This is a genomic window from Sphingobacterium psychroaquaticum (assembly GCF_004421025.1).
GTDB lineage: Bacteria > Bacteroidota > Bacteroidia > Sphingobacteriales > Sphingobacteriaceae > Sphingobacterium > Sphingobacterium psychroaquaticum.
The window spans coordinates 4,358,684-4,377,624 of sequence record NZ_CP038029.1; the positions used below are offsets into that span (position 1 = coordinate 4,358,684).

Genomic DNA, 18,941 nt, shown 5'->3' on the forward strand with positions numbered 1-18,941 from the left:
ACTTATAGCAATAGTTTTTGGCCTACCGATAACTTTGTAGAAGCTAATTTACTTCTTTTTTTCAATACCTCGGTCGACGAGTTATACTTCTTCACCAATGCCGTCAAAGTATCATCCCCTTTCTTTACCACAAGTACATTCAAAACATCAAATGTATTGGCTGTGGCGTTCTTATTCATCTCCGCCAAGAGAATATCCTCTTTGGGTGCACCATTTGTTTGGGCTAAGGCAGATGTCTCTCCCAATGTTTCAACGCGATCATACTCATCTAAATCATAACGATTGATCGTCGCCAATACCTTAGAAGACCAATCCCGTGTCGTAGAATACCCTGAGCGTGCAATACCGCGTACCCAACTTTTATAATCTTCCTGCGAATGGTCGTCAAAAAGACTACTCGTAGACTTTCTGCGCTGCAACAAATCAATAAAGTCTAAATAGGAGTCCCTAACCGAAGAATAACCTTTGTATGCAGAACGAATAGCTCTACTACTGTTTCTTCCTTTAACGCCAAAATGATTGTTGAGGTGTTTTGCTATGCGACTGTTTCCGTAAGCACTTTCGTGAATAGCTACTGCTAAAATTACAGATGCGGGAACACCTGTTTCTGTCATAAGTTGCTGCGCCATCTCTTTGTATTCAGCGATGTAGCTGCTGGGTGAAAATTTTTGTGCAATTGTCATCTTGACAGTGAACACAAACATTAGTAATACAAGAATGTATTTACCAATACCTGTTTTTTGCATAATATTACTTTTAGTTCAACAATTACTTTTTGCGTAACACAAAAAGCCCGTCTCTAATTGGCAAAATGAGCTTCTCAACTCTTTCATCTCTCGCCAATGTTTCATTTAGCTCTACTATCTTTTTTGTTTGACTATCGGGGTTCTCATCCAAGACTTTCCCTTTCCACAACACATTATCAATCAAAATTAATCCTCCAGAAGGAACACGATCTACAAGCGCTTCGAAATAGAATAGATTTCGCTTTTTATCGGCATCAATAAACACGAGATCAAAACCTCCATCTATCTGCGTGATAATATCTGCGGCATCTCCTATACGATAATCAATCTGATCACCATAAATAGAAGAATCGAAATACCCTTGTACGCGCTCCTCTTGTTCCTCATTGATATCAATGGTGTACAGTAAACCGCCCTTTTCCAACCCTTCTGCCAAACATAATGTTGCGTAACCTGTGAACGTTCCGATTTCTAAAATACGTTTCGGACGTACCAGCTTTGACAACATAGAAAGAACTCTTCCTTGAAAATGTCCGGATAACATATGAGGCATTGTCTCTTTTAGATAAGTCTCTCTGTTTATGCGCTTTAAAAGCTCATTCTCCGGGTCACAAGTCTTTTCTAAATAAGCATGTAACGCATCTTCATTTTCAAGCATAAGAACAAAAGTAACGAAGCAATCCTAAAAAGGAAAGAATTTTAACATAAATTAATGAATGGAAGCCTATCAATAAACAATAAAAAACGCTATGTATTGGTCAATACATAGCGTTTTTTAGCGTAAAAAAAGCTTAATGTAACGATGCTGTAATCAAGCGTAAAAACTCAGATCGTGTAACATCATTCTGAAATGCGCCCGTAAAAGCGGATGTGGTGGTTACCGAATTTTGCTTCTGCACACCACGCATCGCCATACACATGTGCTTACACTCAATAACAACAGCTACACCCGCAGGTTTCAACGTCTCTTGAATGCAGTCACGAATCTCATTGGTTAAACGCTCTTGTACTTGTAAACGGCGAGCAAACGCATCCACCACCCGTGGGATCTTACTTAACCCGACGATATGTCCATTCGGGATATAAGCAATATGTGCCTTCCCAAAGAATGGAAGCATATGGTGCTCACACATGGAGTATACTTCGATGTCTTTTACCACAACCATTTGGCTGTAATCTTCTTCAAACATAGCACTACGAAGCAGTTCTGCTGCGTTTACATCGTAACCATGTGTTAGATATTGCAAAGCCTTTGCTACGCGCTCTGGTGTCTTAATCAAGCCCTCACGGGTAGGATCTTCTCCAATGGCCCGCAATATATCAGGATAATGGCCTGCAATATGTTCAACTTGTTTCGAGTTATATTGATCGATCTTGATATAACCGTTCTGCTCTTCGTCGTCGAAAGGTGTTAGATTACTCATTTTTAGTTTTATTTATAATGCTTTATTAGCCGAAATACTCGACATAATTGTTTTCTGTTTCATGTAATTTAACGCAGTGAAGTACTACATTTTCTTTTGCAAACCATGGTTTCAAAACATCAAATATGGCAATAGCAATTACCTCGGTAGATGCCTTTTTGCCCGCCATAAAATCGACGTCAAGATTGACGTTTTTATGATCTAGTTTATCGACTACATGTTCCAAGATAATACGTTTCATCACCTTCAAGTCGATCACAAAACCCGTCTCCGGATTAACGTCTCCCTTGACCGTAACAAAAAGCTCGTAATTATGCCCATGCCAGTTTGGGTTGGAACAATTGCCAAACACTTGTTCATTCTGCTCTTGCGACCATTCTTCACGAAAGAGGCGGTGAGCCGCGCTAAATCTTTCACGTCTAGTGATGTAAATCATGCAACAAAGATACTGTTAAAAAGTATAATTTAGTACCTTCACCACGACAATCCAACGTAACACCATGAAAGTACTGTTTGTAGCAGCAACACAACCAGAAATTACTGCATCCATCCCTCTTTTCGAAGCGTATGAGATCGACTATCTCATAACAGGCGTGGGGATGTTAGCCACGACTTATGCGTTAACCAAACACCTTCAGAAGAAAGAATATGATCTTGTTATCAATGTTGGGATTGGCGGCATTTTAGACCCAAAAGCAACATTAGGCACGGTCTATCAGATACAAAACGATAAAATATTTCAATTTGGGGCAGAGGACAATGACGCCTTTATTTCTATCGAAACCCTTGGCTTCGGAACATCTGTTTACCCACAGGTATTACCGCGTAAAAACTTAACCTTGCCCTCTGTCCCAGCTGCAGAAGGTATTACCGTTAATAAGGTACATGGTCGAAGAGAGAGTATCCAACAACTTCAATCGGATTACCCGACAGGAAATGTTGTTGAGTCCATGGAAGGTGTTGCCGTTTTCTTTGTTTCAAACAACGAGGGAATACCTGTCCTGCAATTTCGTGCCGTTTCAAATTACATTGAACCAAGAAACAGAGCCGCCTGGCAAATTCGCTCCGCAGTCTCCAACCTGAACACTTTTATAAAAGAAATCGTTATTAATATCCGCTAATTCGGTTATTCATTGTCACATTTTTCTTATTAAATAATGACAATTATAGCGCACTTTTGACAGACAGACACTACGAAATATCAATAAATTATAGTAGTTTTGCCGTATTCTTTAAAAAGACACAATTTTTCAACTGATGAGAGAAATACAATTCAGAGAAGCACTTCGTGAAGCAATGAACGAAGAAATGCGTAAAGATGAAACAATATTTTTAATGGGCGAGGAAGTCGCTGAATACAATGGTGCATACAAAGTAAGTCAAGGTATGCTTGATGAATTTGGTGCAAAACGTATTATTGATACGCCTATTGCTGAGCTTGGTTTTGCAGGTATCGGCGTTGGTGCGGCAATGAATGGTCTTAAACCGATTATTGAATTTATGACATTCAACTTCTCATTGGTTGCAATCGATCAGGTAATCAATGCGGCGGCCAAACTACACCAAATGAGCGGTGGTCAATTCTCTTGCCCTATTGTTTTCCGTGGACCAACAGGTAATGCGGGACAATTAGCGGCTCAACACTCCCAAAACTTCGAAAACTGGTATGCAAATACGCCCGGTTTAAAAGTTGTTGTGCCTTCAAACCCTTACGACGCAAAAGGATTATTGAAATCAGCGATCATCGATCCAGATCCAGTTATCTTTATGGAGTCTGAGGTGATGTATGGCGATAAAGGCCCTGTTCCTGAAGAAGAGTATTACCTACCTATCGGAAAAGCAAACTTGGTTAAAGAAGGTACGGATGTAACGATTGTATCTTTTGGTAAAATGATTCCTCGTGTCGTTCTTCCTGCAATTGAAGAACTTACAAAAGAAGGTATCAACGTTGAACTAATTGACTTACGTTCTGTTCGTCCAATCGATTACGATGCAATTTTAACTTCTGTTAAGAAAACGAACAGACTTGTTGTCGTAGAAGAAGCGTGGCCTTTGGCTTCTATTTCTTCTGAAATTGCTTTCCATGTACAGAAAAATGCGTTTGATTACTTGGATGCACCAGTTATCCGTGTAACATCTGCGGACGTCCCTTTGGGTTATGCGCCTACATTAGTAGAAGCATCTCTACCAAGTATCGGGAAAGTTGTTAAAGCTGTCAAAGAGGTTTCTTACTTGAAAAAATAAGAAATTACCCCATATTTAAAAAAAGGTCTCCAATACGTGTATTGGAGACCTTTTTGCTTTTAGTTATTTCATTTTTTTATATATTCACGGGATAACGATAAAAATATGAAAAGATACGTTCTGACAGGGGTAGCTGTTTGTCTCGGCTTATTGACCTTTGCCCAAAAAGCTGTCGACTTTAAGCTGAATCCGGAGATTGGCAAACCTATGACGATCAATATGATGATGAAAACCGATATTGATGGTCCCCAAAGTGTCATCATGGACATGAACATGAAAATGTTAATGAACACCATAAAAAAAGAAAACAACGACTTCACAATCGAGAATGTTACGAAATCTGTTAAGGTAGATATCGATGCCGGAATGATGACGATGAGCTATAATTCACAGGAAGACCCAACCGACGAGATGGCAAAAATGCTGAGTGAGCAGTTTTCTAAGATTATAGGGCAAAAGATTACCATGTTAATATCAGAAAAGGGAAAGACATTGGATGTACAAATACCAGAGAACCTGGCTGAAGGTTTAGACCGCGCTTCTTTTTCGAATATTACGACTTCTTTACCTGAAAAACCGGTAGCACCAGGAGAAAGCTGGACCAATGTCGTAGAGATCGAAGAGAATCCAATCCTCTCTAAGACGGAAACGACATCCACCTTTCGCGAAGAAACTGCCGACGGTTACGTCATCGATGTGGTAGGTAAATTATACGATCAAAACGGAGAGTCTGCGGGATCTATTACCTCCACTTATACACTAGACAAGAAAACACATTTTACCAAAAGCGGTGTGGTAAAAACATTAATTGAGGTACAAGGTGCTAAGATTCAAAGTGATATTACCTTACAGGTAGACTAACCTTAGGCTTTAAGACACAAAAAAAGGGAGACTCGTATAGAATCTCCCTTTTTTTATACTTTTACGCACTTATGCGTTAACTTCTTCTTTGTATTGATCTGCAGATAACAAAGCATCGACGTCTGCAACATTCGCTAATTTAACACGAATAACCCATCCGTCACCGTAAGGATCCGAGTTCACCAATTCTGGAGATGCATCAATTGCATCATTAACCGCCAAAACTGTAGATGTAACTGGCATAAATAAGTCAGAAACAGTTTTTACCGCTTCAACCGTACCAAATACTTCATTGGCTGCTACTTCTTCACCGACAGTGTTGATGTCAACGAATACAATATCGCCTAATTCGCGCTGTGCGAAATCCGTGATACCGATAACGGCCTCATCACCCTCTACACGAACCCATTCGTGATCTTTAGTGTATTTTAATTCTGCTGGAAAATTCATATAATTTTTCTTTGCCCAAAAATATCATTATCCTTTGACATTAACAAAAAATTAAACTTTTCAAGCAATCGTATGATATTAGCCTTATTTTAGTAAAATGAACGCACAGATAGCCAAACTTTACGAAATTGCAAACAAGGAAACTCGTTATATTATTGGACTGATGTCGGGAACATCTTTGGACGGACTCGATATTGCACTCTGTCGTGTTCAAGGCGCTGGTATATACACGCAAACAACGCTAGAGCGCTTTATCACCTTACCCTACGAGCGTCCTTTTCAAGAACAGGTCCGTACCATATTTGCGAAGCGCGAAATCGACCAGCAAACGTTTTCAGGCTTAAATGCTTTGATCGGTACCTTTCACGGTGATCTTATCAACACAGCATTAACGACATGGGGCATCAAAGCGGCGGATATCGACCTGATCGCGAGTCACGGACAAACAGTTTATCATGCTCCACAGCGTCTTACGAAGGACAAAAACTACCAAAATAGTACGTTGCAAATCGGAGATGGAGACCATATTGCCGTGAAAACAGGCATCATAACACTTTCTGACTTCCGTCAAAAACAAATCGCCGCAGGTGGAGAAGGTGCTCCGCTGGCGGCATACGGAGACTTCTTGCTGTTCACGGACGACATCGAGAATAGGATTCTATTAAATATTGGCGGCATATCGAACTTCACCTTCTTGCCAAACGCAGAATCGCTCTTAGAAGCTTATGCCACCGATCTTGGCCCCGGTAACACCATGATGAATCAGTACATGCATCAAACCTTTCAAGAGGAAATGGATAAAGATGCCATATTGGCCAAGCAAGGAACAGTACACGGCGAATTACTTGCCGCACTGTTTGAAGAAGTTTTTTTAAGCGAAGATTTCCCTAAAACGACGGGACCAGAGCTCTTCAACTTACACTATTTAGCCGCTGCACAACAGCGATCCGAAACGACAGGGATTGCTCCACAAGATGTGATGGCGACCTTAAATCAATTTGCGGCACAAGCAATCGTGGACGGCATAAAAAAAGCCACCGCTGGATTGACCAATGTGGCTATATATATTAGTGGGGGAGGTCTTCACAACCCGCTATTGGTCGATAATATCAAAAAAGGATTCCCGGAAACAAAAGTAAGTTCATTTATGGACCTGGGTATAGATCCTGACGCGAAAGAAGCTTGTTTATTTGCGCTCTTAGCAAACGAAACCGTCGCGGGTAGCCCAGACAACCTGAAGGGAATAAAAGACTCTCCTGCGGCCTGTATGGGCAAAATTAGCTTCCCTTATTGATCCAATGCCTGGTGGATAAACTGCTTAAACGGATAAATACGTTTCGTAATACCAACCATATTTTGCAACGCATTCGGCGCCGTTACTTCCGCATCGGATAGTGAACGGTGAATAATAAAGCTTTTCAACTTTAAAACCTCAATATTGGGATCGTCCTCCGTGTAACCGGCTGGTGGACGTTTTAATTTATCTTCGACCGATAAATCTGCTATAGTAAAGTCGCCTTCGGCAAGAACCTTTACCAGCTCTCCGCTGTTGTAATCTATTTCTTGTCGAATCGCTTCTAAATGTTGTTTTTCAGGTCGCCAATATCCAGCCGCGATAAAGTTGTTCTCCGGACCTATATGTAGATAGTATTCCGGACCATCCAATTTACGGCCATCCACCGAAATTCCTGCCGCAAACCAGGTTTTATACGGTGTTTTATCTTTGGAAAAGCGAATATCCCGATAGATCCTAAAAAGGCATTTAGAAGCCTTAATTTCATTATTTATATGCGGGTCAAAGGTCGTCAACTCCGCGATAAGCGCCGTTATAAAATCTTTTACATTGGCTTGCGCTTTATCATACGCGTCTTTATTCGCAATAAACCACTCGCGATTGTTGTTCTCACGCAGCTCACGCAAGAACGACATGGTCTCTTTCGCTATATGCATTGTCCGTATACTTTTAAAAACAGATAAACCAAGGGGGCCGCAACAAGTAACCCATCAAAACGATCCAGGAACCCGCCATGTCCCGGTAGAATGCTACCCGAATCCTTTACACCAACATTTCTCTTTAACATCGACTCTACTAGATCACCCAGCGTACCAAAAACACCAATAATAAGGGCCATAACAACCCATTGCCAGCGCGTTAGTCCATCAAAATACTGCGCTAGATTCAAGCCCACAACAGCGGCCAATACAACGCCACCAACGAAACCTTCCCATGTTTTATTGGGTGAAATACGTTCAAAAAGCTTGGTGCGACCGAAACTGCGTCCGGATAAATATGCTCCGGTATCATTTGTCCAAAGTAAAATCAGAAAGCCTAGCGGAATATACGGGTTGAACGTGCCGTCAAGGAAGCCTAAAGCAATAAAAAAAGCAAAAGGAACACCTGCATAAATAACCCCCATCAAGGTATAGCTGATGTCATTTATCGGATTCACGGTCTTCCGGAACAGCGCAAGTATGTACACCGAAAAGAAAGGGACAATGCTGACCAACAAAACAAGCGCCGGAGCAATACCTAAAACATAGGTAGCAACCACAGCCAAGACAATGAATGCAAAACCAACCCCCAGGATTCGCATAGGCTGTACATCACTTCTGGCAACAATACGATAAAACTCCCAAACGCTTAATAAACCAATCAGCGAAAAGAAAGGAACAAAAGAATAAGGCCCTAATAAAACAGCTCCAACAAGAACCAAAATAAAGAAAAAACCCGTTATGGCCCTAGTTTTCATCCGTTCCTTTCTCTTGGTTCTCGGCAATCAACTGCTTGGCAAGTGCCACATTTTCCTCTTGAACAAGAAGCTCTATTTTACCAAATTTCAAAGACGAATCTTGTTTGTTCAAGAGGACAGCATCTATACCATTCTGCTCCAGCAATTGCTTAGCAAACTCACTTGCAAAGACATCTATATAACTTTCGACCTTAACCCAATTCTTTTCCATAATTTCGTTTTTTTTCAGTGTAACGATAATACAAATACGCAATCCCTACACTTAAAATTAAGCTGCCAATATACGCAATAAATGGATAATTTTCGGCCTCCATCAGGTCGCTATAGCTTTTCCCTTCCCGTGTGTATTGGAAGGCAACAACCGTTACTATAGCATTATTAACAATGTGCGCCAGCACAGGAACCCAGATATTCTGGGTCCAAACCAACATATAACCAAAGAAAACACCTAATAGCAATCGCGGAAAGAAACCATAAAACTGTACATGTATCGCGCTAAAAATAACAGCGACCACCCATATAGCTGCATACTTGTTTTTCAAAAGATCTTCAAAAATCCGCTGCAAGGCACCCCGAAAGAACAACTCTTCCGCAATCCCGGGGATAATGGCCATCACCAATATATTTGTAAATAGCATTGGCCATGAATTAACCATAACAACACTTTCCGTTAATGCCGCCATACTATCCTCCTGCGTGCGCATCCAACTTTCGATCGTCTGCAAAGATTGTGGGAGCTTCATTCCTTCGTTCCAAGCACCTATGGCCGTCATCAGTGGACTAAAGGACAGCATGAAGGCGATCGCTAAAACGTAGAATAACCAGTTTGTCCGGTGCTCCATCGGAAAGATCGTTGTTTCTCGACGCATACGCTGAAAGAAGTAAGCCGGAAGGAGAAAGGTACCGATACTGCTGCTGGCGAGCAAAAGGTAGGTCATCGCGGGGTTTCCGCTCATCAAATCACCACTTTTCAATACCGATTCAATGTCACCACTTATAAAAAGACCCACTATTACCGCAGGAACTTGTGTGACAATACTGCAAACAAAAACTAACAGTAAGAGAAAAAGAAAGTCTTTCCAGGGATTGCTTTTCGTAGGATTTACCATATTCATGGGTTAAACATAGATAAATTACCACGTATATACAAAAGGTCGGTCTCGTACATAAAAATAGAGGTGTCTAAAAAGCTCTTTAGACACCTCTATAAAAGGCTTGCCGTAAGGAGGCAAGCTAAGCGTTATATTATTTAACCCGATTGGGGTCTTTTGGATCTTTCAGATTCTTGTATGGATATGTCTTCATTTCCTGCATAAGGATTTGAATTGTTCTCTCCAATTGCGGATCTCTACCTTCCAATAGGTCTTTTGGTGTTTGTTCCACAAATACATCTGGAGCAACACCTTCATTTTCGATAATATATTTGCTATCTAAATCAAAAACACCAAAGTTTGGAGAGGTGATGCTACCACCATCCAATAGCGGCGGATAACCAGAGATACCAACCAAGATACCCATCGTCGTTCTACCAACTAACTTACCCAAACCTTTGAAACGGAACATATATGGCATCATATCTCCACCTGATCCTGCATTTTCATTGATAATCATCGCTTTCGGACCATAAATACCATTTCCTGGTGTCGTAAAACTTTTGCCATCACGCACCTTCCAGCCCGCGATCAAATCGCGAGATAAAAGATCAATCACGTAATCCGCAACAGAACCACCACCATTATTCCGTTCATCCATTAACAAGGCCTTTTTGTCCATTTGTGAAAAGTAATAACGATTGAAATAGGTATACCCCTCTTGCCCAGTATTCGGCATGTAGACATACGCAATTTGTCCATTACTCAATTCATCCGTACGCTTCCTGTTATTCTCTACCCATGCCATACGACGCAATTCAACCTCATCGCTAAATGAAACAGGACGCACAATAACATCGCGCGCACCATTCAATGAAGCTGTGCCATTGATCTTTAAGCTAACCTGCTTTCCAACAGTGTTTTCCAGCAATTGGTACAAGTTCACGTCTTTCGTCAATGGAACGCCATTCACAGCAACGATATAATCACCTTCTTTAATGTTCAAGCCGGGCTCGGAAAGAGGTGCCTTGAAAGAAGGATTCCAATCTAAACGCGTAAAGAGTTTGTTGATGCGATATCCATTCGCCTCCACACTAAAATCAGCACCCAAAGACCCGGTATTCACTGATGGTGTAGAGGGTTGATCTCCCGGATAAATGTAATTATGACCAACAACCATTTCTCCCATCATCTCATTCAATAGGTAGCCTAGGTCCGAGCGATGACTCACATAAGGCAAGAATTTTTCATATTTCGCCTTGATAGCTTTCCAATCTGCACCGTGCATATTCTCTACATAAAAGAACTCTTTCTGCATCGCCCAAACTTCATTGAAAACCTGATTCCATTCTGCTGCTGGATCAACCAGTTGCTTGATATCCTTAAACTCGATTTTACCGTTTCCTGGCGCAGGCTTTTGTCCAGCATTAACGATGAAAAAGTCTCGGCCAGCATTATAGATCATTTTCTTTCCATCCGCACTGATTTCAAAACCATTAGCCATCTCTACGATAACTTTATCTTCCAGCTTGTTTAAATCATAAACACTGATAGAGCGGCCACGCATGTACGTTAACATCCCTTCTGTAGCGCCGCTAAGCTTAAAATAGCCTGGTAGAATAGGAAGAGCAACAATACGATTGCTGATATCGTCCAAATCAACCTTAATGCCCGCAGGTTTCTTATCTTTTACTTTCCCTTCCTCTTTTTTATCATCTTTCTTATCATCCGCCTTTTTAGGTTCCTCTTTCTTACCCTCTACTTTTTCCTCTACAACTTTCTCTTCATCACTTTCGTTCTTGAAAATCGATGGCGTATCCTTGGAAAGAATAAAAGCATATGCGCTATAGCTTACATTCTTCTCATAAGCCGACATATGCAATCCAGAGTTTGTCAAACCTGTATTTGTGCTTGCACTAAAGAATAAGTACTTTCCATCTCTACTAAATGTAGGCTGATTTACCGCACTCATGCCATCTGTAACTTGGGTGCTTTGTTTGGTGTCTACATTGTACATAAACAACGTTCTAACACCGTTATTCAAGCTTTTAACGTATGCAATCCAGTTGGAATCATAAGACCAGGCTGGTTGGAAATGATTCGATGTGCGCCCCGTCATTGAGCTCAAACGATCATTGTCTACCAACGTTACTTTCTTACTGTCGATGTCGACATAATACAAGTTTAAATGAGCATCGTTATAAAATAGCTTTTTGCTATCTGGAGACCACGTTGGTTGGAAGTAATAAGCGGTCTCGCCCAACGAAATGTATACCGGAGCATCCTTCGCCTCTTGATCGCGCAAAACAAGCTCAAACTTTCCGTTCTTATCTGAAATATAAGAAATCCACTTGCCATTTGGAGACCAACTAGGATAACGTTCGTGCGAACCTGGTGAATTGGAGATATTTCGTGCGTCACCTTTTTCTTTCGGTACACTGAAAATCTCACCTCTTCCTTCAAACAAAGCTCGCTGACCGGTAGGAGAGATGTTATAGGCGCGGATAGACTCCGTCATATTTGCATAATGCGGACGCTTATACATCGCATCCGTATGAACAGAAATAGCCAAGGTATTCACCTTCTTATTATCTGTGTTTAGAATATGTACGCGACCTTGGTACTCAAACGTTAATTCATTATTGCGACCACTTAATGTTCTAACATCGTAATCTTTATAATCAGTTATCTTTTCAACCTTTTGTGTTTTAGTATCGTATGCAAAAATATTTACAATTTTATCCCGATCAGACAAAAAGTAAACCTTACTTCCCAACCATACGGGTTTCACATCGTTGCTATTAGATCCCGGTACAATTTCCGTGTTTTTCGTTTGGGTATCAAAAATCCATATGGAAGGCATACCACCTCCTCTATAGCGTTTGAAAGCAACACGATCACGCTCGGTAGGATCTGTATTCTTAATATAGGCCCAATAACGACCGTCGGCGGATGGGCTTCCTTGATAAGCCTCAGGCATCATCAACGGTGCCGCAAACTCCCCATTCAGAGATGTTTTATAAAGTCTTGAGCCTAACGAATACGTAAACTCACGTGTCGTCGTGAAGTAAACTTCATTATTATTCAACCAGCCGCGTACCACATCCGCTGCAGGATGGAACGTTACACGTTTAGGTGCACCTCCATAAATAGAAACCACATACACATCGGTATTACCATCATAATTTCCAGTAAAAGCAATACTCTGTCCATCCGGAGAAAAGATTGGATTTAACTCTACTCCCGGATTTGTTGTTAAGCGACGAGGATTCGTACCGTTTTTGTCGGCAATCCATACATCCCCACCATATACAAAGGAGATATGCTTATCGCTGATTGTAGGGCTGCGTAGTAGCAATGTTTCTTGTTGGGCTTGGGCTGCAGATAATAGCGCCCCTGAAAAGACAATTGTCTTTAAAATGCGTGAAAAAGATTTGTTCATGTAAGATCAATAACTGATAATCACCCAAAAATAAGGGTTTCCTTCGTTTTCACATACTTATATCAGAGATGTTGCACAAATCATACAAAATAAAAAAGCGCTCCAGAACTGGAACGCTTTCTATACCTTCTTTAGAATCCGTAATTATCCGTTTTCTTCTTCGAAAACGATACCTTCATCAACAATTACGCGACCACAGTGTTCGCAGATAATAATTTTTTTGCGTTGACGGATCTCAGACTGTAACTGAGGTGGAATCTTATTGTAGCAACCTGAACAGCTATCACGCTCAATAGAAACAACAGCTAAACCGTTTCTGAAAGATCCACGAAGCTTGCTATATACTTTTAACAATCGCTCTTCAATCTTCTTTTCTGCACCAGCTGCTTTATCCAACAAAGCATTTTCTTCTTTCTCTGTTTCTCCAGTGATGGTTTCTAATTCCTTTTTCTTAACATCCAACTCACCTTGGCTAAATTCAAGGTTTTTCTGTGTGTTGTCGTATGCTTCAGTTCTATTTTTAATTTCGAACTCAGCCTCACGAATACGTTTCTCACAGACTTGGATTTCCAACCCTTGAATTTCGATTTCTTTAGAAATAGCATCGTATTCACGGTTGTTCTTTACTTCATTCAATTGCCCCTCGTACTTCTTGATCGCAGATTGTGCATCTTTGATCATGTTTTTACGCTTTACGATAGAATCTTCTAAATCATCTAGATCAGTTCTGATTTTTTCGATACGCGTATCAAGGCCCGCAATCTCGTCTTCCAGATCAGCAACCTCAATAGGCAACTCGCCACGTACCTGACGAATTTTATCTATCTTAGTATGTATGGATTGTAGCGCCCATAATGCTTTTAACTTTTGTTCGACGGTTTGTTCCATTTAACTATAGTATTTTATAGGATTTGTGTCTATTTCTGTCAATAAGACAGCAAAGTTAACAAATTTTTTCCGTATTATATCTAATAATAATTCTTGTGTAAATTGTTCACTTTCAAAATGTCCAATGTCAGCAATCAGCAAGTCATCCTCCGCATCAAAAAATTCATGGTACTTATAATCTGCCGTAACAAACACATCAGCCCCTGAACGCTTTGCTTCAGACAAAAGGAAACCACCAGCACCACCACAGATAGCAATCCGATGAACGGCTTTATCCAACAGCTTAGTATGTCGAATCACGGATAGTTTAAGCTTGTCTTTCAAATAGGCGAGAAGCTCCATTTCATCCATTCCGGCAGGAAGATTGCCAATCACCCCTGAACCGACGGTATGTAGCGAATTTTCTAGCGTCAGGATCGTATGTGCAACTTCCTCATACGGATGCGCCGCATACATCGCAACCAAAATAGCACGCTCTTTCATCGCCGGAAAGACAACCTCTATTTTTGTTTCCTCTACGCGCTCTTGTACACCCACCTCACCAATTGTCGGGTTAGCGCCCTCTTGTCCGCGAAAAGTACCGTAACCAATCGTATTATAACTGCATTGATCATAGTTGCCCACGGCACCCGCGCCTGCTTCAAACAAGGCATCCCGAACGGCCTCCACGTGGGTACGCGGAACATACACGGTTAATTGCTTTAAAAGATGACTCTTCGGACTTAAAATAGCCGCATTTTCCAGCGCTAGTTTTTCCGCAATTTTACTGTTTACGCCGCCTAAAACATTATCCAAATTGGTGTGGATAGCATACAAAGCGATATTATGCTTGATCGCCTTAATAACAACACGCTCCACATAATTCTTGCCATTGAATTTCTTCAACCCTTTAAACACAATAGGATGGTGGGAAATAATGATATCGCATCCTTTTTGGATCGCCTCATCCACCACATCTTCCGTACAGTCTAATGCGATTAATGCCTTATGGATTTCATCCTGTGGGTTGCCCACAATCAAACCTGAATTATCATAGCTTTCCTGATAGGAAAGAGGAGCAAGCTGCTCCAAATATTGTGTCAAGGTGCTAATTTTCATACGTTTGTTTATCTTCAAATTTATAATCTAATCCGTAGTGCCCAATATGAAGCTTAAGTAAACTTCGGTGCTGGGCAATCTTAACCCAATAGGTCACAAAATAAACCAAATGTAACAGTCCGATCGTAACTAGGATAAAGGGAGGTAAAGGAATATTCGACAACAAAAAGGTCCAGGCAAAAAGCATACCTGAGCGACGCGTCGGATTTTCTTCCACTTCAATCTGACGATCGTAAAACTCATTGTTCAAAGAGTCCGATAACCGTCTCACAACCTCAAAATTCCAATAAATATTAAAGAAAGGAAGAGCTACAAACCAAGCTTGACTCGGTAAAATACATTGGTTTTCCTTTTTTATAAGCTTTAATGTACTATAAATCGTATAGCCAAAAAACAACCATATAATAATCCGAAGGATACCGGCAACAACCATGTATTGCACAAATTCTTCTGTTATTCCTTTTTGCAAATATTCGAGCATGTTGTTTTAGTTACTGTAAATCAAAAAAATAGTGGGCTTCTTATGTAAATCTACCTTTCTTTTTTTCCACTGTGAAATAGGAAGCGTCAAAATAAACTCATCTTCCCCGGTGATATTACAGGCAACACACAGCTTAGTCTGGTCTTTACATGTCCGCAATAGCTCGTCATAAAGTGCTTGATTCCGGAAAGGTGTTTCGATAAAAATCTGTGTTTGCCGCTCCTTGAAAGATTGAAGTTCAAGCTCCTTAATTTTACGACCACGCTCTCCTTTATCGATCGGAAGATACCCCTGAAAAGCAAACTTCTGCCCATTAAAACCCGATGCCATCAAGGCTAATAAAATAGAACTTGGCCCCACTAGGGGAACAACACGAATACCACGACGATGTGCTTCTGCAACAATTTCTGCCCCAGGATCTGCCACACCAGGACAACCGGCATCTGACATTAAACCAAGATCCTTCCCTTCCTGTATGGAAGCAAAAAACACAGCGTAGTCGACTTTTTCTCGAACATGCTTACCATAATCATGAATAGTAAGCTGCTGTTGTGGCGTTTTTAATCCGGCCTCTTTTAAAAACCGACGCGCAACTTTCTCGTTCTCGACAATATACGTATCGATGCTGTTTATCAGATCAGCATGAATCAAGGTATATGATGACTTTTCTGCCCTTTCTGCTAAAGGTACAGGTATTAGATATAACACTCCTGATGACATAGCCAAAGCTACTAAAAATATGAACCAACAAAGCATGTAAAACAATTCCACAAAAAGTTCCCTTGCAAATCATAACAAAATTATTTATGTTTGATTGAGATTAATAACATAGCAATCAAATGACTACACAGATCACAGCAGGCGTGAAGGTATCCGTTGACGTTATTTATCAACCCGAATATTCCAATCCGGAAAAACTTCACTATATGTTTTCCTATCAAATAACGATTGAAAACTTGAGCGATAACACGATTCAGTTACTCGGTCGACACTGGGATATCTTCGATTCTATCGGTGATTTCAAACAAGTTGATGGGGAAGGGGTCGTTGGAGAGCAACCGGTACTAGGACCCGGCGAATTACATAGATATGTTTCTGGGTGTAACTTAAAAAGCGAAATGGGCTATATGGAAGGTTACTACGAAATGATGCGGGAAGTGGATGGAAACATATTTTTAGTCGATATCCCTCGCTTCAATCTCATAGCATCTTTTAAGCTCAATTAAACAAAACTAGGAGGTAAACAACAGGCTTCGAAGGCTGCTTATTTAATCCCTCTGTAATTTCTCACCTCATTCGTGCGCAAAACGCTCAATTCCTGTAATATTTATTTATTTTTGTACTTGGGATAGTATGGCTCAGCCAAACGTGATTTTAAGAACAAATGAATAGATATATAATCTTGTATTCTATATTGATTCAGGTGCCCTTTGATGTAGAATAATTCACAGAAAAAACACGCGACAGACATCCTAATAGCTTGCAAAAGAAAGACTTGTATGCAGGTTGCTTTGTAAATAAAAACAAGAAAGTCTACAAAAAAAACATAAAACACTGATAATAAATACATTAAAAATTGAGTATTTTAGCAACGGAACAAGTAAGCCATTCCTACAACGACAGGTGGTTATTTAAAAATCTACATTTCGCACTCCAAAAAGGAGATCGTGTAGCTTTAGTGGGTATTAATGGAACAGGTAAATCTACCTTATTGAAAATCTTAGCCGGAATTGTTGTACCAACAGACGGAAAAGTAGTCAAAGAAAAAGGTATTCGTATCGGCGTTTTGGCACAAGAACCTGACTTCACAGGGATGAAAACAGTGAACGATTTCATCTACAGTGCAGACAATGAACAACAGCAAGTCATAAAAGAATACGAACTTTTATTGAATAACGATGTGGTTGATCAGGATAAACTAGCCGACCTAATGGATAAGCTAACTGCATTGGAAGCATGGGAATACGAGCACAACATTAAAACCATCTTGAACCGCTTACAAATTTCGGATTTCACACAAGACATCCATAGTCTTTCGGGAGGACAAAAGAAGCGTCTATCTCTAGCTAAGCTTTTAATAGACGAACCAGATGTATATATTCTAGATGAGCCAACCAACCATTTGGATATTGAAACAATTGAATGGTTAGAGAAGCTATTAACGACCGGCAACAAAACGGTGTTACTTGTTACCCACGATAGGTACTTCTTAGATAACATCTGTAATGAAATTCGCGAACTCGATAAAGGAAATGTATATACCTACAAAGGAAATTACACCTATTTCTTGGAGAAGAAAGCAGAACGTGAAACCATCGATGTTGCGATGGCAGACAAAGCGCGCAATTTACTCCGTAGGGAATTGGAATGGATGCGCCGTCAGCCGCAAGCGCGTGGAACAAAATCCAAATCAAGGATCGAAGCATACTACGATTTAGAAGACAAAGCGAAAGGACCACAAAAGAAAGAACAAGTTCAACTATCGGTAAAAGTAAGCCGTCAAGGTTCTAAAATTATCGAAATAGAAAATATATCAAAATCATTTGGATCAAACACCTTAATCACCAACTTCAGTTACACATTCAAGAAAGGTGATCGCATTGGTTTAGCAGGAAAGAATGGTACCGGAAAATCTACCTTCTTAAATCTAATTACAAACTCAATACAACCAGATAGTGGAACCATCGAAATAGGGGAGACCACAAAATTCGGTTACTACAAACAGGGCGGTCTCGAGTTCAAAGAAGAAGATCGTGTTATTGATGTCGTAAAAAATGTTGCCGAATATATCGAGATGGCAAACAAAGATGTAATCACAGCATCGCAGTTGTTAACACTATTCCTGTTTCCACCCGAAAAACAATATGCTATGGTTAGCAAATTGAGTGGGGGAGAAAAGAAACGTTTACAACTTATGCGTGTCTTAATGGGTAGTCCAAACTTCTTAATTCTCGATGAGCCGTCCAACGATTTAGATATCGACACATTAAATGTACTGGAAGAGTTTTTGGAAAACTATCCTGGTGTATTGGTTATGGTTTCCCACGACCGTTACTTGATTGACAAGTTAACAGATCAGCTTTTCATTTTTGAAGGAGAGGGCAACATCCGAATATACAACGGAAACTATGCCGATTACAAATCGGAACAAGAGAACGCCCTAAAAGAAAAAAAGGAGCAAGAAAAAACGAACACGATTAATACACCAGCTCCAGTTAGCGTTACTACTAAAAAAACACTAAGCTACAAAGAACAGATCGAGTATGAGGCCTTAGAAAACGAAATCCAACAACTCGAAGAAACACTGGAAACAAAAGCAAACAAACTAAACACTCTGAGCGACCACACCGAGATAATGACCATCGCCAAGGAGATCGAAGACATAAAAATCACACTAGACCAAAAATCAGAACGATGGATGGAACTAGCAGAAAATATCTAAAAACAAAACGTTCCACGTGAAACA

General features: G+C 40.4%; 20 protein-coding genes. 6 read left to right on the forward strand and 14 right to left on the reverse strand.

The annotated features are described in order from the left end of the window. Positions 1-2: 2 nt before the first annotated feature. The 4 genes from E2P86_RS17925 to E2P86_RS17940 form a co-directional block, all read right to left on the reverse strand. The gene (locus tag E2P86_RS17925; RefSeq protein WP_085473453.1) at positions 3-746 is read right to left on the reverse strand and encodes a glucosaminidase domain-containing protein; all 744 of its coding nucleotides are present in this window, start codon (positions 744-746) and stop codon (positions 3-5) included. Between the two features lie 22 nt (positions 747-768). Next, positions 769-1,404, reverse strand: a complete 636-nt coding sequence (locus tag E2P86_RS17930; protein ID WP_134433942.1) for an O-methyltransferase — start codon at positions 1,402-1,404, stop codon at positions 769-771. A gap of 133 nt (positions 1,405-1,537) precedes the next feature. Further along, complete coding sequence (folE, locus tag E2P86_RS17935) at positions 1,538-2,170, reverse strand: GTP cyclohydrolase I FolE (RefSeq protein WP_085473451.1); 633 nt, start codon at positions 2,168-2,170, stop codon at positions 1,538-1,540. A gap of 25 nt (positions 2,171-2,195) precedes the next feature. Further along, positions 2,196-2,606 (reverse strand): 6-pyruvoyl trahydropterin synthase family protein, encoded by a 411-nt coding sequence (locus E2P86_RS17940; protein WP_085473450.1) that lies wholly within the window; start codon positions 2,604-2,606, stop codon positions 2,196-2,198. Positions 2,607-2,670: 64 nt separating this feature from the next. Between E2P86_RS17940 and mqnB the strand changes: the two genes are divergently transcribed. The 3 genes from mqnB to E2P86_RS17955 all read left to right on the forward strand — a co-directional run bounded on the left by mqnB (position 2,671) and on the right by E2P86_RS17955 (position 5,275). Then, entirely contained in the window at positions 2,671-3,291 is a 621-nt protein-coding gene (gene mqnB / locus E2P86_RS17945) for a futalosine hydrolase (RefSeq protein ID WP_134433943.1), read from the forward strand. Positions 3,292-3,427: 136 nt separating this feature from the next. Continuing rightward, entirely contained in the window at positions 3,428-4,414 is a 987-nt protein-coding gene (locus E2P86_RS17950) for a pyruvate dehydrogenase complex E1 component subunit beta (protein WP_085473448.1), read from the forward strand. A 105-nt stretch (positions 4,415-4,519) separates the two neighbouring features. Further along, positions 4,520-5,275, forward strand: coding sequence for a DUF6263 family protein (locus E2P86_RS17955; RefSeq protein ID WP_085473447.1), 756 nt, complete (start codon positions 4,520-4,522; stop codon positions 5,273-5,275). Positions 5,276-5,344: 69 nt separating this feature from the next. On the opposite strand, the gene gcvH is transcribed toward E2P86_RS17955, so the two are convergent. Beyond that, positions 5,345-5,725: a glycine cleavage system protein GcvH gene (gene gcvH / locus E2P86_RS17960; RefSeq protein WP_085473446.1), complete on the reverse strand. Its 381-nt coding sequence runs from the start codon at positions 5,723-5,725 to the stop codon at positions 5,345-5,347. Between the two features lie 97 nt (positions 5,726-5,822). Here gcvH and E2P86_RS17965 point away from each other — a divergent pair, with 97 nt between their 5' ends. Further along, the gene (locus tag E2P86_RS17965; RefSeq protein WP_134433944.1) at positions 5,823-7,019 is read left to right on the forward strand and encodes an anhydro-N-acetylmuramic acid kinase; all 1,197 of its coding nucleotides are present in this window, start codon (positions 5,823-5,825) and stop codon (positions 7,017-7,019) included. Here the strand turns inward: E2P86_RS17965 and E2P86_RS17970 are convergent. The 9 genes from E2P86_RS17970 to E2P86_RS18010 all read right to left on the reverse strand — a co-directional run bounded on the left by E2P86_RS17970 (position 7,013) and on the right by E2P86_RS18010 (position 16,195). After that, positions 7,013-7,675, reverse strand: coding sequence for a DUF2461 domain-containing protein (locus tag E2P86_RS17970; protein WP_134433945.1), 663 nt, complete (start codon positions 7,673-7,675; stop codon positions 7,013-7,015). The two genes, E2P86_RS17965 and E2P86_RS17970, sit on opposite strands and share 7 nt — an antisense overlap. Continuing rightward, entirely contained in the window at positions 7,666-8,475 is an 810-nt protein-coding gene (locus tag E2P86_RS17975; RefSeq protein WP_134433946.1) for a phosphatidate cytidylyltransferase, read from the reverse strand. The genes E2P86_RS17970 and E2P86_RS17975 overlap by 10 nt, the downstream gene beginning before the upstream one ends. Beyond that, positions 8,465-8,686: a putative signal transducing protein gene (locus E2P86_RS17980; RefSeq protein WP_085473442.1), complete on the reverse strand. Its 222-nt coding sequence runs from the start codon at positions 8,684-8,686 to the stop codon at positions 8,465-8,467. Before E2P86_RS17980 ends, E2P86_RS17975 begins: the two co-directional genes overlap by 11 nt. Next, positions 8,667-9,584: a CPBP family intramembrane glutamic endopeptidase gene (locus E2P86_RS17985; RefSeq protein ID WP_166785219.1), complete on the reverse strand. Its 918-nt coding sequence runs from the start codon at positions 9,582-9,584 to the stop codon at positions 8,667-8,669. Before E2P86_RS17985 ends, E2P86_RS17980 begins: the two co-directional genes overlap by 20 nt. Positions 9,585-9,720: 136 nt before the next feature. After that, complete coding sequence (locus E2P86_RS17990; RefSeq protein ID WP_134433948.1) at positions 9,721-13,008, reverse strand: S41 family peptidase; 3,288 nt, start codon at positions 13,006-13,008, stop codon at positions 9,721-9,723. 144 nt (positions 13,009-13,152) lie between these two features. Beyond that, positions 13,153-13,896, reverse strand: a complete 744-nt coding sequence (locus E2P86_RS17995; protein ID WP_085473439.1) for a zinc ribbon domain-containing protein — start codon at positions 13,894-13,896, stop codon at positions 13,153-13,155. Beyond that, positions 13,897-14,994: a Nif3-like dinuclear metal center hexameric protein gene (locus E2P86_RS18000; RefSeq protein WP_134433949.1), complete on the reverse strand. Its 1,098-nt coding sequence runs from the start codon at positions 14,992-14,994 to the stop codon at positions 13,897-13,899. Continuing rightward, the gene (locus E2P86_RS18005; RefSeq protein WP_134433950.1) at positions 14,984-15,475 is read right to left on the reverse strand and encodes a hypothetical protein; all 492 of its coding nucleotides are present in this window, start codon (positions 15,473-15,475) and stop codon (positions 14,984-14,986) included. The genes E2P86_RS18000 and E2P86_RS18005 overlap by 11 nt, the downstream gene beginning before the upstream one ends. 6 nt (positions 15,476-15,481) lie before the next feature. After that, the gene (locus E2P86_RS18010; protein WP_134433951.1) at positions 15,482-16,195 is read right to left on the reverse strand and encodes an SAM-dependent methyltransferase; all 714 of its coding nucleotides are present in this window, start codon (positions 16,193-16,195) and stop codon (positions 15,482-15,484) included. Positions 16,196-16,314: 119 nt separating this feature from the next. Here E2P86_RS18010 and apaG point away from each other — a divergent pair, with 119 nt between their 5' ends. Further along, positions 16,315-16,701 (forward strand): Co2+/Mg2+ efflux protein ApaG, encoded by a 387-nt coding sequence (gene apaG / locus E2P86_RS18015; protein WP_085473435.1) that lies wholly within the window; start codon positions 16,315-16,317, stop codon positions 16,699-16,701. 350 nt (positions 16,702-17,051) lie between these two features. Beyond that, the gene (locus E2P86_RS18020) at positions 17,052-18,917 is read left to right on the forward strand and encodes an ABC-F family ATP-binding cassette domain-containing protein (protein ID WP_085473434.1); all 1,866 of its coding nucleotides are present in this window, start codon (positions 17,052-17,054) and stop codon (positions 18,915-18,917) included. Positions 18,918-18,941: the final 24 nt, after the last annotated feature.

What these genes read in the sequence shown, in the direction of transcription:
- E2P86_RS17925 (WP_085473453.1), bottom strand. Translation starts at nt 746, where the DNA reads ATGCAAAAAACAGGTATTGGTAAATACATTCTTGTATTACTAATGTTT.
- E2P86_RS17930 (WP_134433942.1), bottom strand. Translation starts at nt 1,404, where the DNA reads ATGCTTGAAAATGAAGATGCGTTACATGCTTATTTAGAAAAGACTTGT.
- folE (WP_085473451.1), bottom strand. Translation starts at nt 2,170, where the DNA reads ATGAGTAATCTAACACCTTTCGACGACGAAGAGCAGAACGGTTATATC.
- E2P86_RS17940 (WP_085473450.1), bottom strand. Translation starts at nt 2,606, where the DNA reads ATGATTTACATCACTAGACGTGAAAGATTTAGCGCGGCTCACCGCCTC.
- mqnB (WP_134433943.1), top strand. Translation starts at nt 2,671, where the DNA reads ATGAAAGTACTGTTTGTAGCAGCAACACAACCAGAAATTACTGCATCC.
- E2P86_RS17950 (WP_085473448.1), top strand. Translation starts at nt 3,428, where the DNA reads ATGAGAGAAATACAATTCAGAGAAGCACTTCGTGAAGCAATGAACGAA.
- E2P86_RS17955 (WP_085473447.1), top strand. Translation starts at nt 4,520, where the DNA reads ATGAAAAGATACGTTCTGACAGGGGTAGCTGTTTGTCTCGGCTTATTG.
- gcvH (WP_085473446.1), bottom strand. Translation starts at nt 5,725, where the DNA reads ATGAATTTTCCAGCAGAATTAAAATACACTAAAGATCACGAATGGGTT.
- E2P86_RS17965 (WP_134433944.1), top strand. Translation starts at nt 5,823, where the DNA reads ATGAACGCACAGATAGCCAAACTTTACGAAATTGCAAACAAGGAAACT.
- E2P86_RS17970 (WP_134433945.1), bottom strand. Translation starts at nt 7,675, where the DNA reads ATGCATATAGCGAAAGAGACCATGTCGTTCTTGCGTGAGCTGCGTGAG.
- E2P86_RS17975 (WP_134433946.1), bottom strand. Translation starts at nt 8,475, where the DNA reads ATGAAAACTAGGGCCATAACGGGTTTTTTCTTTATTTTGGTTCTTGTT.
- E2P86_RS17980 (WP_085473442.1), bottom strand. Translation starts at nt 8,686, where the DNA reads ATGGAAAAGAATTGGGTTAAGGTCGAAAGTTATATAGATGTCTTTGCA.
- E2P86_RS17985 (WP_166785219.1), bottom strand. Translation starts at nt 9,584, where the DNA reads ATGGTAAATCCTACGAAAAGCAATCCCTGGAAAGACTTTCTTTTTCTC.
- E2P86_RS17990 (WP_134433948.1), bottom strand. Translation starts at nt 13,008, where the DNA reads ATGAACAAATCTTTTTCACGCATTTTAAAGACAATTGTCTTTTCAGGG.
- E2P86_RS17995 (WP_085473439.1), bottom strand. Translation starts at nt 13,896, where the DNA reads ATGGAACAAACCGTCGAACAAAAGTTAAAAGCATTATGGGCGCTACAA.
- E2P86_RS18000 (WP_134433949.1), bottom strand. Translation starts at nt 14,994, where the DNA reads ATGAAAATTAGCACCTTGACACAATATTTGGAGCAGCTTGCTCCTCTT.
- E2P86_RS18005 (WP_134433950.1), bottom strand. Translation starts at nt 15,475, where the DNA reads ATGCTCGAATATTTGCAAAAAGGAATAACAGAAGAATTTGTGCAATAC.
- E2P86_RS18010 (WP_134433951.1), bottom strand. Translation starts at nt 16,195, where the DNA reads ATGTCATCAGGAGTGTTATATCTAATACCTGTACCTTTAGCAGAAAGG.
- apaG (WP_085473435.1), top strand. Translation starts at nt 16,315, where the DNA reads ATGACTACACAGATCACAGCAGGCGTGAAGGTATCCGTTGACGTTATT.